Origin of the sequence: Paenibacillus sp. RUD330, from assembly GCF_002243345.2 — a bacterium.
GTDB lineage: Bacteria > Bacillota > Bacilli > Paenibacillales > Paenibacillaceae > Paenibacillus_O.
Map to the genome: position 1 here is coordinate 2,417,120 of NZ_CP022655.2, position 14,341 is coordinate 2,431,460.

Sequence of the window (14,341 nt, forward strand, 5' to 3'; positions counted from 1 at the left end):
CGCCGGCGGCGCGGCCTCATGAGCAGGCGCGGCTGGACGCTGTGGATCTCCGCGCTCGTTGTGCTGCTGCTCGTGTATCTGCATGCCGAATACCGGAGCTTCCAGCGTCCGATCTGGGCTGCGGAGCTTCAGGCCGAGAAGCTCGCCCAGCAGAAGGCGGGCCTCAAGGAAACCTCCTCGGCAGAGAAATATGTATGGGATGCCCCGGTATGGGTCGTCCGCGGCAAAAATGCCGAGGGGCAGGAAGTGATTGCCTGGCTTCCCGAAAAAGGGGAGCCGCTTCTGCTGGACATGGCGTCCAGCCGCAAGGAAGGCGACATCCGCAGCAGCTTCAAGCAGCGCGTTCCCGACGCCGACATCCATCATGTCCGGGCAGGCATGATCGGCGGACAGCCGGCATGGGAAGTGTTCTATACCCGCAAGCAGGGACAAACCCGCTATTACTATGATTTCTATCGCTATCAGAACGGCGAGTATATGACCACGTATTCGCTGACGACAAAAAAAGCTTCCTAAAGTTGTAACGATTGCCGCCTCCTCTATGAATATCGATGTGATATACTCTTCGTATAGCAAATGTGATATACTAATCCGTATACGCATGAAGCAAAGTAGACGAAGAGGCTGGCTTTGATGCCGTCGCTTCGATTTTCATAAAGGGGGCTTTTGCTTTGATCAAAGTAAGGCTTGTGCCTTTCTTGTCGACGATCGCCATCTCCGCAGCCTTGCTTTTCGGCGGCTGGTACGCCTACGACCAGGCCGTCGTGGAGCGTCCGCTGCAATCTGCGGTGGATTCGCTGCCGGGCGTCGTCTCTGCCGTCCCGACCCTTTCCAAAGATTCGCTGACCGTTCGCCTGAAGCTGGGCGCCGGAGCCGATCTTCGGGGCATTCACGACCAGATTGCCGACCGCAGCGCCAAATGGCTTGAAGGACGCAAGCTTGTCATTACGGTCGATCAGAGCTCTCAGCCCAAGCTGGATTCCATCTGGACAAGCCAGCTGTTCACAGTCGCCGAAGCGATGGAGAACCGCCGCTATTCCGAAATTCCGGATGCATTGAAGGAAGTCGAACGCGCGACGCCGGGCCTCAAGACGGCCACCTCGATCGACGACAGCAACGTATATGTGACGCTGGAGCTCGGCAGCGATACGAAATATGTGATCTTGCCTAGGATCGGCGAGCGAATGGGGGTTTGGACGAATGCCTAAGTACAGCATCGAGATAGGCGGGGGAGTTCTGGTCTCGCTGTTTGTGTTTCTGTTGTTCCGCGGCGTGAATATCATTCCTCTTCTGCTTGCGCTTGCGCTCGCGGGCGTGATGCTGTTCGCGCTCAAGTCCAAGGGACAGCTGGCAGCGGCCGGAGGCCGCAGAGAGGCTCGGGTAAAGGGCTCGACGCCGTTCTCCTTCGACGATATCGGAGGACAGGAACGCGCCAAAGGGGAGCTGGTCGAGGCGCTCGACTTTCTGGTCAAGCATGAGGAGATCAGCAAGCTAGGCATCCGCCCGATGAAGGGCATCCTGCTTACCGGCCCTCCCGGAACAGGCAAAACGCTGATGGCCAAGGCGGCGGCCCATTATACGGATTCCGTCTATCTGGCCGCATCGGGCAGCGAATTCGTGGAGATGTACGTCGGCGTCGGAGCGGGCCGGATACGCGATCTGTTCAAGGAAGCCCGCAAGAAGGCCGGCAAGGAAGGCAAGAAGAACGCGGTCATCTTCATCGACGAGATCGATGTCATCGGCGGCAAGCGCGACGGCGGCCAGCATCGGGAGTATGACCAGACGCTCAACCAGCTGCTGACGGAGATGGACGGCATCCATACGAACGAGGCGCCCCGCATTCTCCTCATCGCGGCGACGAACCGCAAGGAGATGCTGGATTCGGCGCTGCTGCGCCCAGGACGGTTCGACCGCCATATCGGCGTCGATCTTCCGGACAAGAAGGGCCGTCTTCATATCTTAAACATCCATGCCAAAAACAAACCGCTTCATGATGAAGTGAACATGGAAAAGATCGCCGAGGAGTCGTTCGGATTTTCCGGCGCCCAGCTCGAAAGCGTCCTGAACGAAGGCGCGATCTATGCGATGCGCGAAGGATTGGCGCTTGTCGAGCAGCATCATTTGACGATGGCGATCGACAAGGTCATGATGGGCGAGAAGACCGACCGCGAGTCCACCAAGGAAGAGCGGGAGCGGGTGGCGATCCACGAGCTCGGCCATGCGATCGCGGCGGAGCTGCTGCGTCCGGGCAGCGTATCCCAGGTCGCGCTCGCGCCGCGCGGCGGAGCGCTCGGCTACGTGCGCCACAACCCGAGCGACGACCATTATCTGTATACGAAGGATTATCTGGAAGCCCAGATCATGATCGCTCTTGCCGGCGCGGCCGCGGAGGAGATGTTCTACGGCGGCCGTAGCACGGGCTCCCGCAACGACTTCGAGCAGTCGCTCAATATTGTCCGGACGATGGTGGAATGCGGCCTGACTGAAGTGGGCATCATTGAGGACAGGATGATGACGCCGGACCGCTGGGCCCAGATATCCGGCAGCGTGCTGGACGGCCTCATGAGCCGGATCAAGGAAATGCTGGCCGCAAGACGGCAGCTGTTCACGCATTGCCTGAACATCCTGATCGACCGCGAGACGCTTGGCGGCGAGCAGTTCCGCAAGCTCATGACCTCCGAGGAGAGCCTCAGCGCTTGACGGGAGCGGCGGTCATGCATGCAAAAAAAGAGACGGAATATGCCGTCTCTTTTTTCATTTGCATCGATTCGGCGGCTAGATGGGAACGAATGGTTGAGTGGAGCTGGCAAGGTTTATAGCGGAAAAGAACGGTGTCAAGTTGTGTCGGCAGCCTTCGGAACGTTATAATAAAGGGTACTTTAGAGATACAGGGAATAGGAGAGACCATACTGTGAATTACAGAAAGATCGGCGTGATCGGCGCCGGCACGATGGGACAGAGCATCGCCGAGATGCTGTCATACAAAGGGTTGGACGTCTATCTGCTGGAATTGTCGGAAGAAAGGCTGAAGTCCGGCCTGGACAATATCGGAGTCAGCCTCGACAAGCAGATCGAGAAGTGGGCGCTGACCCAGGCGGAGAAGAAGCTGATCCTGGGACGGATCCATGGCGTGTCGGCGATTGAAGACCTGTCCCAATGCGAGCTCATCATCGAGACGATCACCGAGGACCTCGACGCGAAGAAGGAAGTGTTCCGCGCCGTCGACAAGGCTTGTCCGCCATCGGTCATACTGGCGAGCAACACGTCGACGCTGTCGCTAACCGAGCTGGCCAGCGTGACCGCGCATCCGGAGCGGGTGATCGGCATGCATTTCGTTTATCCGGTGTTCAAGGTAGATCTCGTGGAGATCGTGCGCGGACTCCGCACCTCGGACGAGACGTTCAAGGGCACGAAGGATTTCGTGGAGCAGGTGATCGAGAAGAAAGGCGTCATGGTGTTCGAATCCCCGGGATTCGTCACGACCCGCCTCATCTGCCTCTTCATCAACGAAGCGCTGCACATTCTGGAGGAAGGCACCGCGTCCGCGGAGGACATCGACAGCGCGATGCGCATCGGCTATTCATTCCAGCACGGTCCGTTCGAGATGGCCGACCGGTTCGGGCTGGATTCCGTCCATGCCGCGCTCTCGTCGATGTTCCGGGAATACGGAGAGCTGAAATACCGGCCGTCCTTCATTCTCAAGAAAATGGTGCGCGCCGGCCAGCTCGGCGTCAAGAGCGGGACCGGATTTTTCAGCTACGACAAGGACGGTGACCGCGTATGAACATTCTCGTCATCAATGCCGGCAGCTCCTCGCTGAAATACCAGCTCTACGACATGAGGGACGAATCCGTCCTGGCCAGCGGCCGCGTGGAGCGGATCGGCATGGATACCGCGATTCTGACGCATGAGCCTGCCGACAAGCCGGAAGTGCGCATCGTCGACGAGATTCTGGAGCATACGAGCGCGATCAAGCGCGTCATGGACATGCTTGTCCATCCGGAGCATGGAGTGCTCGGCTCCGTATCGGAGATCCATGCGGTCGGCCATCGGGTCGTGCATGGCGGGGAGTCGTTCAAGGAATCCGCTATCGTGACGAGCGAGACGAAGCTGGAGATCCGCAAGCTGTTCGATCTTGCGCCGCTGCACAATCCGGCGCATATGATGGGCATCCTCGCCGTCGAAGCGGTGCTGCCGGGCGTTCCCCAGGTCGTCGTGTTCGATACGGCCTTCCATCAGACGATGCCGCAGGAATCGTACCTGTACCCGATTCCGATGGTGCTCTACCGCCGCCACGGCATCCGCCGTTACGGCTTCCACGGGACGAGCCATGCCTATGTCAGCGAGCGCGCGGCTGAAGTGCTCGGCCGTCCGCTGGAGGAGCTGAAGCTCGTCAGCTGCCATATCGGCAACGGCGCGAGCGCGACGGCCATCCTGAACGGCAAGTCGTTCGACACGAGCATGGGCATGACTCCGCTCGAAGGGCTCATGATGGGCACGCGCAGCGGCGATCTCGATCCGGCGATCGTGCCTTACACGATGAACAAGGAAGACCTCACGCTGACGGAGGTCAACTCCATGCTGAACAAGCACAGCGGGCTGCTGGCCATATCCGGCCTCAGCAGCGACATGAGGGAGATTACGGAAGCGATGTTCGATGGCGACAAGAACGCCCGTCTCGCTTTTGAAATGTATACTTACCGCGTACGCAAATACATCGGCGCTTACGCGGCCGCAATGAACGGCATCGACGTGCTTCTGTTCACCGCCGGAGTCGGGGAGAACTCCGTCGTCCTGCGGGAGCGGGTATGCGAGGGGCTGACGTTCCTCGGCATCGAGCTCGACCGCGAGCTCAACGCCCAGCGCAGCAAGGAAGCCCGGATCATCTCCACGCCGGAATCCCGCGTGAAGGTGATGGTCGTGCCGACGAACGAAGAGCTGCTGATCGCACGCGATACGTTCAAGCTGGCCGCGCAGCAACCGAAGGGAGAAACCGAAGCATGATTGAAAATCTCGTTACCATCAAGCAAGTATCCGCCCATACGGGCGCGCGCGTCACGATTGGAGCCTGGGTGCACGGCAAGCGCTCCAGCGGCAAGATCGCCTTCCTCCAGCTTCGCGACGGAAGCGGTTATATCCAGGGCGTAGTCGCCAAGAACGACGTCTCCGAGGAAACATGGGAGGCGGTTGGCAAGCTGACTCAGGAGAGCTCTCTGTATGTGTCCGGCACGGTCAAGGAAGAGCCGCGCAGCGCTTCCGGCTACGAGCTGCTCGTGGACGGCATCGAGATCATCCAGGCTACCCAGGAATATCCGATCACCCCCAAGGAGCATGGCGTCGACTTCCTGATGGACCATCGCCATCTGTGGCTGCGTGCGCCGAAGCAGCGTGCGATTCTGACCATCCGCGCGGAGATCAAGCGCGCCGTGAACGAATATTTCGATACGAACGGCTTCACCCAGGTCGATCCTCCGATCCTCACGCCGACATCCGCAGAGGGAACGACCAACCTGTTCCATACGAAATACTTCGACGAGGACGCCTATCTGACCCAGAGCGGACAGCTGTACATGGAAGCCGCCGCGATGGCACTCGGCAAGGTATACAGCTTCGGCCCTACGTTCCGTGCGGAGAAATCCAAAACCCGCCGCCATCTGATCGAGTTCTGGATGATCGAGCCGGAAATGGCGTTTGTCGATCTGGAGCAGAGCCTCCGCATCCAGGAAGCTTTCGTGAGCCATGTCGTGCAGAGCGTCGTCAAAAATTGCCGTCCTGAGCTGGAGACGCTTGGACGCGACATCTCCAAGCTGGAGGCGATCCAGGCTCCGTTCCCGCGCATCACGTACGACGAGGCGATCGAATTCCTGAACAAAAACGGCTTCGAAGTCCCTTGGGGCGAAGACTTCGGCGCTCCGCACGAGACCGCCATCGCTCAGGAATACGACCGTCCGGTATTCATCACCCATTACCCGGCCTCCATCAAGTCGTTCTACATGAAGCCGGATCCGAACCGTCCGGAAGTCGTGCTGTGCGCGGACATGATCGCGCCGGAAGGCTACGGCGAGATCATCGGCGGCTCGCAGCGGATCGACGATCCGGAGCTGATGGCGCAGCGCTTCGAGGAGCACAACCTTCCTCTGGACGCTTACCAGTGGTACATGGATCTGCGCAAGTACGGCACCGTGCCGCATTCCGGCTTCGGCCTCGGGCTGGAGCGCACCGTCGCCTGGATCTGCGGCCTCGAGCATGTGCGCGAGACGATCGCCTTCCCGCGCACGCTGTACCGTCTGTATCCGTAAGACAGCCTTGCCCGCCATCGCCGCCGGATTGTCCGGCGGCTGTACGTAAGTTGCAGCGATCAGGAGGAAGGTGAGCCGCTTGAAGGAGAACAACCAGCATGAATACACGAGAGCATTGGCTTCCCTGATGGGAGAACGGGGAGTTTTCCTTCCCGCGCTCCTTCTTCGCAGCTATCGGGAGCTGGGCCTCAGCGACAGCGACATGATGCTGCTTCTGCAGCTGATGATGTTCCGCGATTCGCTGCGCCAGGATTTCCCGACGCCGGACGAGCTCGGCCGACTGACCGGCGCGACCGCCAAGTCGGTCCAGCAGCAGCTCGGCCGTCTGATCAAGGAAGGCTTCCTGACGATCAACGACGCTGTCGACGCCTCCAGCGGCATCCGCTACGAGCGGTACGACTGGCAGGGCTGGCTGGAGCGGGCGGCCGCTTGGGCGGCCGCCGAACGCCCTGAGCCCGCTTCGCCGGAGCCGGCTGCCCGCCAGACGGCTGCAATGGAGCTCAACTTGTTCTCGGTGTTCGAGCAGGAGTTCGGAAGGCCGCTGTCTCCGATGGAATGCGAGCGGATCAGCAGCTGGCTCGATCTTGACCAGTACAGCGACGAGCTCATCCGCTTCGCGCTCAGGGAAGCGGTATTCGCAGGCAAGCTCCACTTTACGTATATCGACCGCATCCTTCTGGAATGGTCCCGCAACCGGGTATCGACGCCGGAGGAAGCGAAGGTTCATTCCCGCAAGTTCCGCGGGACGTCGAAAAACTGACGGGATGAGGCGGGGCCGCTGAAAAACGGGCGGAGGGTGCGGACTCGTTCTGGAGAAGCGAACGCGGTCGCCTTTGTCACCGGATTTCAACCGTAAAAACGGCAAGAAATCTGAGAAATACGGGGACAACAGCGATCGGAAGAACGATCCGCGCACGCAGCGACACCTTTTTCAGTGGCCTTGACGAGGCGAGGAGGATGGCCGGATGAAAATCCGTTTTTGCCGGCGCAACCTGAAGAACGGGGCGAAGCCCGCCTACCGCAAGCTCAAGTCGGAGGCGGGAGCCAAGCTGGTCAAGGAAGACTGCCTCGGCAGCTGCAGGCTGTGCAGGGAAGCCTGCTTCGCCGTCGTCAAGGGGAAGACCTTATCGGCTTCCGGCCCCGCCAAGCTGCGGCGCAAGATCAAGAAGCGGTTGAATAAGCGATGACTGTATGACGATGAGGCTGCTGAAAAACAAGCGATAGGCGCGGAATCGTTCTGGAGAAACGCCGGAAGAATGATTCGTGAACGCAGCGGCAGCTTTTCAGCCGCCTCCATGAAGACAGGGGGATTCACAGGTGAACGATCAATTGGCGACCGCTCTCAACGAGCAGATGAATTTCGAATTCTATTCCGCGCATGTCTATCTGGCCATGGCGGCCTATTGCTCCGGAGACAGCCTGGAAGGCTTCTCCAACTTCTTCCTTGTCCAGGCGGAGGAGGAGAGGTTCCACGCGATGAAAATGTACCGGTTCCTCAACGACCGCGGACGCCGCGCGACGCTGAAGGCGCTGCCGGAGCCGAAGAACGAATACGATTCCATGCTGGACGTATTCGAGCATGGCTACCGCCACGAGCAGCAGAATACGAAAAATTTCTACGAGCTCGCGGATCTCGCGCTTGATTCCAGAGAGCATGCGACGATCTACTTCCTCAAATGGTTCATCGACGAGCAGGTGGAGGAAGAAGCGCTGTTCGACGGCATCATCCAGAAGCTGAAGCGCATCGAGAGCGACAGCAACGCTTTCTATATGCTCGATGCGGAGTTTGCCGGCAGATCCTTCACGCCTCCGGCGGAGTAGCATAGCCTTTTCAAGCACCTCTTATCGCGTCATTGGACAACATGCCGTTCCAATGATTGCGAAAGGGGTGCTTTTTTGGTATCCGCTCCCATTCCAGTTCGATCGCGATGCTCCGCTCTCTGCAGGAACCGATAGGCGCAGGATTTCGGTTCATGGATATAAAACAAAACAGGCCGGGACCTTTTCGGTCCGGCTTGATTGGCTTGTGGAAGGAAGTAGGAAACATAAGCAGAATTCTGGACGTATAGGTCTCATCTAGGAAAGGAGAGAAAGGGATGCCGATTTATTTCAAAGACAACTTTTTCAATTCGGGACCGACGGAAATCATGGACGAGGATGGAAATGTCATCGGCCATGTCGATCTCCGCAGCATGTTCGGAGCCTCGCTGGAGGTATTCGATTCGGAGGGAGCGGCCTTGTTCCAGGGCAGGTTCCCCCTGTTCTCCCGAAGATGGTCTGTGCTTGGACAGGGCGGGAGGGAAGCGGGGGAGCTCAGGCAGCGGCTGGCATTCCTGTCCAGAAGATTCGAATATGACAGCTTTGGCCGAGGTGTTTTTGAAATCGCCTCTCCCGCCTTTTCCGACGACTACGAGATTACGGATGAAGCGGGAAACATGGCGGCCGGCTTCCGCAAAGTAAGCGGCTGGGTGCTTCCGTCCGCCTACCGGCTGGAAACCTACACAAGCTCTGTCGGCGAAATGGAATGGGTGTGCGTCATCCTGGGCATGAACGCGATCCAGAAGGCGGCCCGTTCGTCGAACTGATGCTCATCTGCGGGGACTCCGATCAAGCTCCACTTCTTCAATGGTCGGCACCTCCGTATTGGGCTAGCGGCGGGTATCGGCAGGCAGGGAAGCGGCCGCCGTTACGGTCCGCGAATATTCCGACGGCGGCATTCCGGTCGCTTTCTTGAAATCCCGGGAAAAGTAATGAAGGCTGGAATAGCCGAGCCGGTCGGCGATTTCCGTATACGTATGGCGCTGCTCCCGGATGAGCGTCTTGGCTTCCTCGATCTTCATCTCCTTGAACGCATCCATGACGCCCATTCCGGTCTGGGACAAAAAGATTTCCTTCAGCCGGCTCCGCCCCAAGTGGACCGCCCGGCATAGATCGTCCAGCGCCAGAGGCTCGGACAGCCGCTGCCTCATGATCTCGCGCACCCGGCGCACCGTATCCTGCTCCAGCCGGGCGGCCTTCGCCGGGACGCTGCGGCGCTGCTCGGCCAGCTCGCCCAGAGCTTCGGAGCGGGCGCTGCGGATCTGCCCGATCAGCAGCAGCTCCAGCAGCAGGCGGAATGCCTGCTGACTCGCCGCCGGCGCCTGCGGGTCGCGGCGCAGCTCATGGCTGCCGGGTGTATGGTAGGGCGGAAGGAAGCTGGCGAATCCCTCCTGCAGCAGCAGGGCGAGCCAGCTTCTTTCGCGTTCGCCGGGGTACGATACCCGGTTTTCAAGTTGGTGCATGAGCGGGCTCGAACAGCCGAAAGCGATGACGATGAGATTGGGCGGCCGATGTCCGGCATCCACGCGCACGGTGTGGAATTCCCCCGGCTTGTGGAAGATGAGCTGGCCTTGCTTCAGCGTCAGCAGCCGGTCGTCCGCCCGAACCTCGACCTCCCCCTTGTCTACGTAGAGAAGCTCCCAGAAGTCATGCGATTCCCCTTCGAACAGGAAGCCCGTCGGATATTCGAAATAATGAAAGGAGATCAGGCTCTCCACCTGTACGGGCGTCTCCAAAATCAAGCGGCTGAACGGCATGGATGCATCTCCTCGCGGCCTAGATATACGATAGGCTTCCATTTTACCATGGTTGAGTGCAAATTTAACGGCTGATGTCATAAATCCATCCGGCTGGGAGATTGATATAATCGCAGCAAGGAAGCGGATACACATTCCGAAGGGAGCTGCATGACATGAAAAAGGGAATCAATGCCTGGTCGTTCCCGGCGGGAACGGGCATCGGGGAAAGCATGGACCTGGCGCTTGCCGCCGGCTTCGAAGGCATCGAGCTTGCGCTGGAGGAGAATGGACCTCTGAGCCTGGAAAGCACGGACCGGGATATCATCGGGATCCGCAAGCTGGCGGAGGATAAAGGCATCGAGCTGGCCAGCCTCGCGAGCGGCTTGTACTGGAATTACCCGATCACGAGCTCGGATGCAGCCATCCGCAGCAAGTCGTCCGACATCGTCAAGCGGCAGCTGGAATGCGCCGCGCTGCTCGGCGTGGACACGATACTCGTCGTGCCCGGCGCAGTCGGAGTCGACTTCATTCCGGACGCGGAGGCCGTCCCTTACGACGCCGCCTACGACCGCGCGCTGGAGGGCCTCTCGAGGCTCGCCAAGGACGCCGAGGCGGCCAGGGTGGCGATCGGCATCGAGAACGTCTGGAACAAGTTCCTGCTGTCTCCGCTGGAGCTGAGAGGATTCATCGACGAGATCGGCTCCGATTACGTCGGCTCCTATTTCGACGTCGGCAACGTCGTGCACTCCGGCTATCCGGAGCATTGGATCCCGATTCTCGGCAGCCGGATCAAGAAAGTCCACTTCAAGGACTATCGCAGGCAGGCGGGCGGCTTGCACGGCTTCGTCGACCTGCTGGCCGGCGACGTCGACTACCCGGCCGTGGTCGGCGCGCTGCGCGCCATCGGCTACGACAGCTATGTAACGGCGGAAATGATTCCTCCTTACGCCCATCACGGCAGCCAGATCATCTTCAATACTTCGGCGGCTATGGACGCCATTCTCGGAAGGAGCGGGCGCGCATGATCAGAATCGGCATCATCGGACTTGGATTCATGGGAAGGGCGCATCTGGAAAACTACGTCCGGCTGGCCAAGGAGGGCGTTGCCGTGCAGGTGACGGCGATCTGCGACGCGGATCCGGCCAAGCTTCGCGGCGAAGGCGGCGGAGGCAACCTGGATGCGGGCACTTCACCGCTCGACCTGTCCTCCTTCTCCCTTTATACGTCGCTTCAGGAAATGCTGGACAAGGAGCAGCTGGACGCCGTCGATATTACGCTGCCGACGCATCTGCATCGCAGCGTGACGGTCAAGTGCCTGGAAGCGGGCCTGCATGTGCTGTGCGAGAAGCCGATGGCGTCGAACGAGGCGGAATGCCTCGAGATGCTCCAAGCTTCCGAGAGAACGGGAAAATCGCTGATGATCGGGCAATGCCTGCGTTTCTGGCCAGCTTATGTATACTTGCGGGATCTGATTGCCGGCGGAACGTACGGCAAGCCGACGTATGCGTACTTCTACCGCGGCGGCGGCACGCCGGACTGGGGCCCTTGGGTGCTGCAAAAGGATAAGGGAGGCGGCGCCCTGCTCGATATGCATGTGCATGACACGGATGTCGTCAATTGGCTGTTCGGCATGCCGGAGGCGGTATCGACGCAGGCTGTCAACGTCATTCCGGGCAGCGGCTACGACATCGTGTCCACCCATTACCGGTATGGCGGCAGCGAGGTCGTCCATTCGCAGGTCGACTGGACACTGAACGGCGACTTCGGGTTCGAGATGGGCTTCCGGGTCAACTTCGAGCGGGGCAACGTCCAGTTCAGCGGCGGCGCCGTGAAGGTGAATCCGAATGATGCGCCTGGCTTCGAGGCGGATCTGGCGGAGGATCAAGGCTATTACTACGAGCTGAAATACTTCGTGGAGAAGCTGCTGGCCGGGGAACCGATCGAGGAAGCCCATCCGGCGAGCACGTTGTCTACGATCGCCATCGTGGAGGCGGAGCTTGCTTCCGCCGACAAGCGGGGCGAGTGGGTGAGCCTGGCAGGAGCGGCGGTTAGATAAGAGCTTAGCGGAAGCTCCGCTAGGGAATCAGGAGGCTGCCTTAGGGCAGCCTTTTGGTCATGGAACGGGTTTTAAGCCATCCTCTTGCTTGTTGGTTAGGGAGTAGTGTTGTGGAGCCATATTTACCTGTTAGAGTCCGAACATATTACCGTGAGACGGAATAAATGTTCCCTTCAAACTGCGGATCAGCCAAATCAAAAGCATTGATAAAAATCATTGATATTCATATTGATATCTGTTATATAATAAATATAACAGATATTACACATTTGAGGCGGTGCACGTTTGTTACCATTCTTTTATCGTAAGTATAGGTTATTGATTTGGCTTGCACTGTTTATCCTGTTCGAAACAGGTGCGGTTTCCAAGTCCTATCATGCAGATGCCTGGGAAGTGTGGTTAAATGCGGTTTTGGGTATTTTATGTCTATTTATTTTTCTTACACTTGCTTTACGTAAAGGGATTAAAACACAGCAGGAAGTTCATCGTTTGCAGGAGAATACGAATACGCATAAAAAACAAGGGCGACTGGTACTGCTATTTACCATTCTTGGCGGTGTGGCGGCGACGGCTTTATTGCCCTATTTGATGCCTGTTATCCAGGATAGTTTTAGCGGATTACCTCTCCCTTTGGCAGACAAGGCCATCATTACTGTTATTCAAGTTACTCTGATGACTTTAGTGACTTGTGCATTGGGATTAAACTTAGCTTCCAAAGTCGGCCTAGGTGCGCCATTGTTGCATTATTGGCTATACGGCGGGAAGAAAGTCACAATTTCATTTCGATGGCTTGGTATTGGAGGGCTAGGTGCTTTGGCGGGTACTGCAGTGATTGCAGGAATGGAGAAGATGGTTTTTCAACCGCGTTTTCCAGCACTGACTTCCAGCCCGCCCGTAGCTTTGTGGAAAGGTGCTCTTACTTTTCTGTATGGAGGAATCGTAGAGGAAGTCCTTCTCCGTTTATTCGTAATGTCACTGATGGTCTGGTTATTTACTCTAGTTAGGAGAACACGTTCAAATATACCGACCTATTATTTTGTTTGTTCTATCGTATTGTCGGCTGTACTTTTCGGATTAGGTCATCTTCCAGCAACTATGAGTATGTTTGGTGAGATTACTCCTTTGCTTGTTGTTCGGGCGATCCTCAATAACGGTCTGCTGGGAATTTGGTTCGGATATCTCTTTTGGAAAAAGGGACTGGAATATGCAATCGTATCTCATATGTTTGCAGATGCTTTTCTACATGTTTTGGCTTCTTGGATATTATTATAAATTCGAAAATTAGAAATAAATGAATAAAAAGAGACTTTCAATCTGTTTATTGAACTTGCTGCGCGATGTGTTTGCTAGAGGGGATGGGACCGCTTCATGCATCAGGACACAACTGCCAGCAGCATCCCGTCCCCGCAGCTGTATATTTCGCAGCTGTCAGCGGCCAAAGGGCGCCGGAGCCTTTGGAGCTCCCTGTCAGTCAGCGGAGCCGCGATCGCCAGCCTGCCGCCGGGCAGGAGCACACGGCGCATTTCCTGCAGGGCGAGGAGGCGTTCATCATGCCGCAGATGCTGCAGCACGAAGCTGCTTGCAGCGAAGTGGCAGCTACGATCGGGAAGCGGCAATGCAAGCAGATTGCCTTGCCGAGTTTCGATCTGCGGCAGCGAGCGGGCCAGCAGGGAAAGCATCGACGAGGAGACGTCGACAGCGATCAAGCGGGCTCCGCCGGCGGTGAGAAGCCTCGTCAGATTGCCGGTTCCGCAGCCGAGATCGGCGCCGGTTTCTCCTGGCAACGGGTCGAGCCAATCAGCCAGCTCTTCAAGCGTCGCTCTATACCGCTCTAACGAGTACCCGGCAGGCAGCGATCGGACCGGCGCTTCCTCTCCGGCTACCGCCGCCATCACGTCCCAACCGATCCCGTCGGTCCAGCTGCCGCGGGTTTTTCGCTGTTGCTGCAGCTCCCGAGACAACTCGTTCAATTGATCCAGCGAAGGGAGTTCGGCGCGGCTCTGCCAAGCCGCCATTCCCTGGTCCAGCGACTTCAAGGCGGCTGAGGCGTCCAGCCATTGCTCATACAGCGATTGCCTCGCTGCTCCAGCCGCCAGCAGGAAAGCTTCCCGGTCTCCAAGACTGTCCAGCATGCCGGCAATGGAGGAGAGCGGAATGCCCCATTCACGCAGAGCCGCAATCCATCTCAGGCGATCGATGTCATCGCCGCTATAGAATCGGTAGCCGCCTTCGGTACGGGCGCTTGCCGGCAGCAGGCCCGTCTGTTCGTAATAACGGATGGCACGGGGAGTAAGGCCGGTCATGGCGGCTGCCTGACGGATATGCATAATTACGTTCTCCTTTTCTACGTTCCGGAATTTCGGTCTGGATGTCGGAATGCCATTCTATCGCTATCATTAAATCACAGATTGACATCGCTCATTAAATTT

Annotated in this window: 15 protein-coding genes; 13 read left to right on the plus strand and 2 right to left on the minus strand. The window is 58.1% G+C overall.

Translation table 11 applies throughout. The features are described 5' to 3' along the window. Window positions 1-18: 18 nt before the first annotated feature. The 10 genes from CIC07_RS11035 to CIC07_RS11080 all read left to right on the plus strand — a co-directional run bounded on the left by CIC07_RS11035 (window position 19) and on the right by CIC07_RS11080 (window position 8,884). Window positions 19-516, plus strand: a complete 498-nt coding sequence (locus tag CIC07_RS11035; RefSeq protein WP_139334421.1) for a cell wall elongation regulator TseB-like domain-containing protein — start codon at window positions 19-21, stop codon at window positions 514-516. A 155-nt stretch (window positions 517-671) separates the two neighbouring features. Further along, on the plus strand, window positions 672-1,208 hold the full coding sequence (locus CIC07_RS11040; protein WP_083688016.1) for a hypothetical protein: 537 nt from the start codon (window positions 672-674) through the stop codon (window positions 1,206-1,208). Next, entirely contained in the window at window positions 1,201-2,700 is a 1,500-nt protein-coding gene (locus CIC07_RS11045) for an AAA family ATPase (protein ID WP_076356324.1), read from the plus strand. The genes CIC07_RS11040 and CIC07_RS11045 overlap by 8 nt, the downstream gene beginning before the upstream one ends. A gap of 211 nt (window positions 2,701-2,911) precedes the next feature. Beyond that, window positions 2,912-3,784, plus strand: coding sequence for a 3-hydroxyacyl-CoA dehydrogenase family protein (locus tag CIC07_RS11050; RefSeq protein ID WP_048749027.1), 873 nt, complete (start codon window positions 2,912-2,914; stop codon window positions 3,782-3,784). Next, window positions 3,781-5,004 carry an acetate/propionate family kinase gene (locus tag CIC07_RS11055; RefSeq protein WP_076356322.1) on the plus strand — a complete coding sequence of 408 codons (1,224 nt, stop codon included), beginning with the start codon at window positions 3,781-3,783 and terminating at the stop codon, window positions 5,002-5,004. The genes CIC07_RS11050 and CIC07_RS11055 overlap by 4 nt, the downstream gene beginning before the upstream one ends. Continuing rightward, window positions 5,001-6,299, plus strand: coding sequence for an asparagine--tRNA ligase (gene asnS / locus CIC07_RS11060; RefSeq protein WP_076356320.1), 1,299 nt, complete (start codon window positions 5,001-5,003; stop codon window positions 6,297-6,299). Before CIC07_RS11055 ends, asnS begins: the two co-directional genes overlap by 4 nt. Window positions 6,300-6,369: 70 nt before the next feature. Beyond that, a complete protein-coding gene (locus CIC07_RS11065; protein WP_481855891.1) occupies window positions 6,370-7,059 on the plus strand; it encodes a DnaD domain-containing protein in 690 nt (229 codons plus the stop codon). Between the two features lie 205 nt (window positions 7,060-7,264). Continuing rightward, entirely contained in the window at window positions 7,265-7,486 is a 222-nt protein-coding gene (locus CIC07_RS11070) for a DUF1450 domain-containing protein (protein ID WP_076356318.1), read from the plus strand. 130 nt (window positions 7,487-7,616) lie between these two features. After that, entirely contained in the window at window positions 7,617-8,120 is a 504-nt protein-coding gene (locus CIC07_RS11075; protein WP_076356316.1) for a ferritin, read from the plus strand. A 275-nt stretch (window positions 8,121-8,395) separates the two neighbouring features. Then, entirely contained in the window at window positions 8,396-8,884 is a 489-nt protein-coding gene (locus CIC07_RS11080) for an LURP-one-related family protein (RefSeq protein WP_076356314.1), read from the plus strand. A 63-nt stretch (window positions 8,885-8,947) separates the two neighbouring features. Here the strand turns inward: CIC07_RS11080 and CIC07_RS11085 are convergent, their stop codons facing one another. After that, window positions 8,948-9,874, minus strand: a complete 927-nt coding sequence (locus CIC07_RS11085; protein WP_076356312.1) for an AraC family transcriptional regulator — start codon at window positions 9,872-9,874, stop codon at window positions 8,948-8,950. Between the two features lie 155 nt (window positions 9,875-10,029). Between CIC07_RS11085 and CIC07_RS11090 the strand changes: the two genes are divergently transcribed. The 3 genes from CIC07_RS11090 to CIC07_RS11100 all read left to right on the plus strand — a co-directional run bounded on the left by CIC07_RS11090 (window position 10,030) and on the right by CIC07_RS11100 (window position 13,184). Beyond that, entirely contained in the window at window positions 10,030-10,881 is an 852-nt protein-coding gene (locus tag CIC07_RS11090; protein WP_076356310.1) for a sugar phosphate isomerase/epimerase family protein, read from the plus strand. Further along, window positions 10,878-11,912: a Gfo/Idh/MocA family protein gene (locus CIC07_RS11095; protein WP_076356308.1), complete on the plus strand. Its 1,035-nt coding sequence runs from the start codon at window positions 10,878-10,880 to the stop codon at window positions 11,910-11,912. Before CIC07_RS11090 ends, CIC07_RS11095 begins: the two co-directional genes overlap by 4 nt. A gap of 285 nt (window positions 11,913-12,197) precedes the next feature. Next, complete coding sequence (locus tag CIC07_RS11100; protein WP_083688014.1) at window positions 12,198-13,184, plus strand: CPBP family intramembrane glutamic endopeptidase; 987 nt, start codon at window positions 12,198-12,200, stop codon at window positions 13,182-13,184. A gap of 101 nt (window positions 13,185-13,285) precedes the next feature. On the opposite strand, the gene CIC07_RS11105 is transcribed toward CIC07_RS11100, so the two are convergent. Continuing rightward, entirely contained in the window at window positions 13,286-14,239 is a 954-nt protein-coding gene (locus CIC07_RS11105; RefSeq protein ID WP_076356306.1) for a methyltransferase domain-containing protein, read from the minus strand. Window positions 14,240-14,341 lie beyond the last annotated feature (102 nt).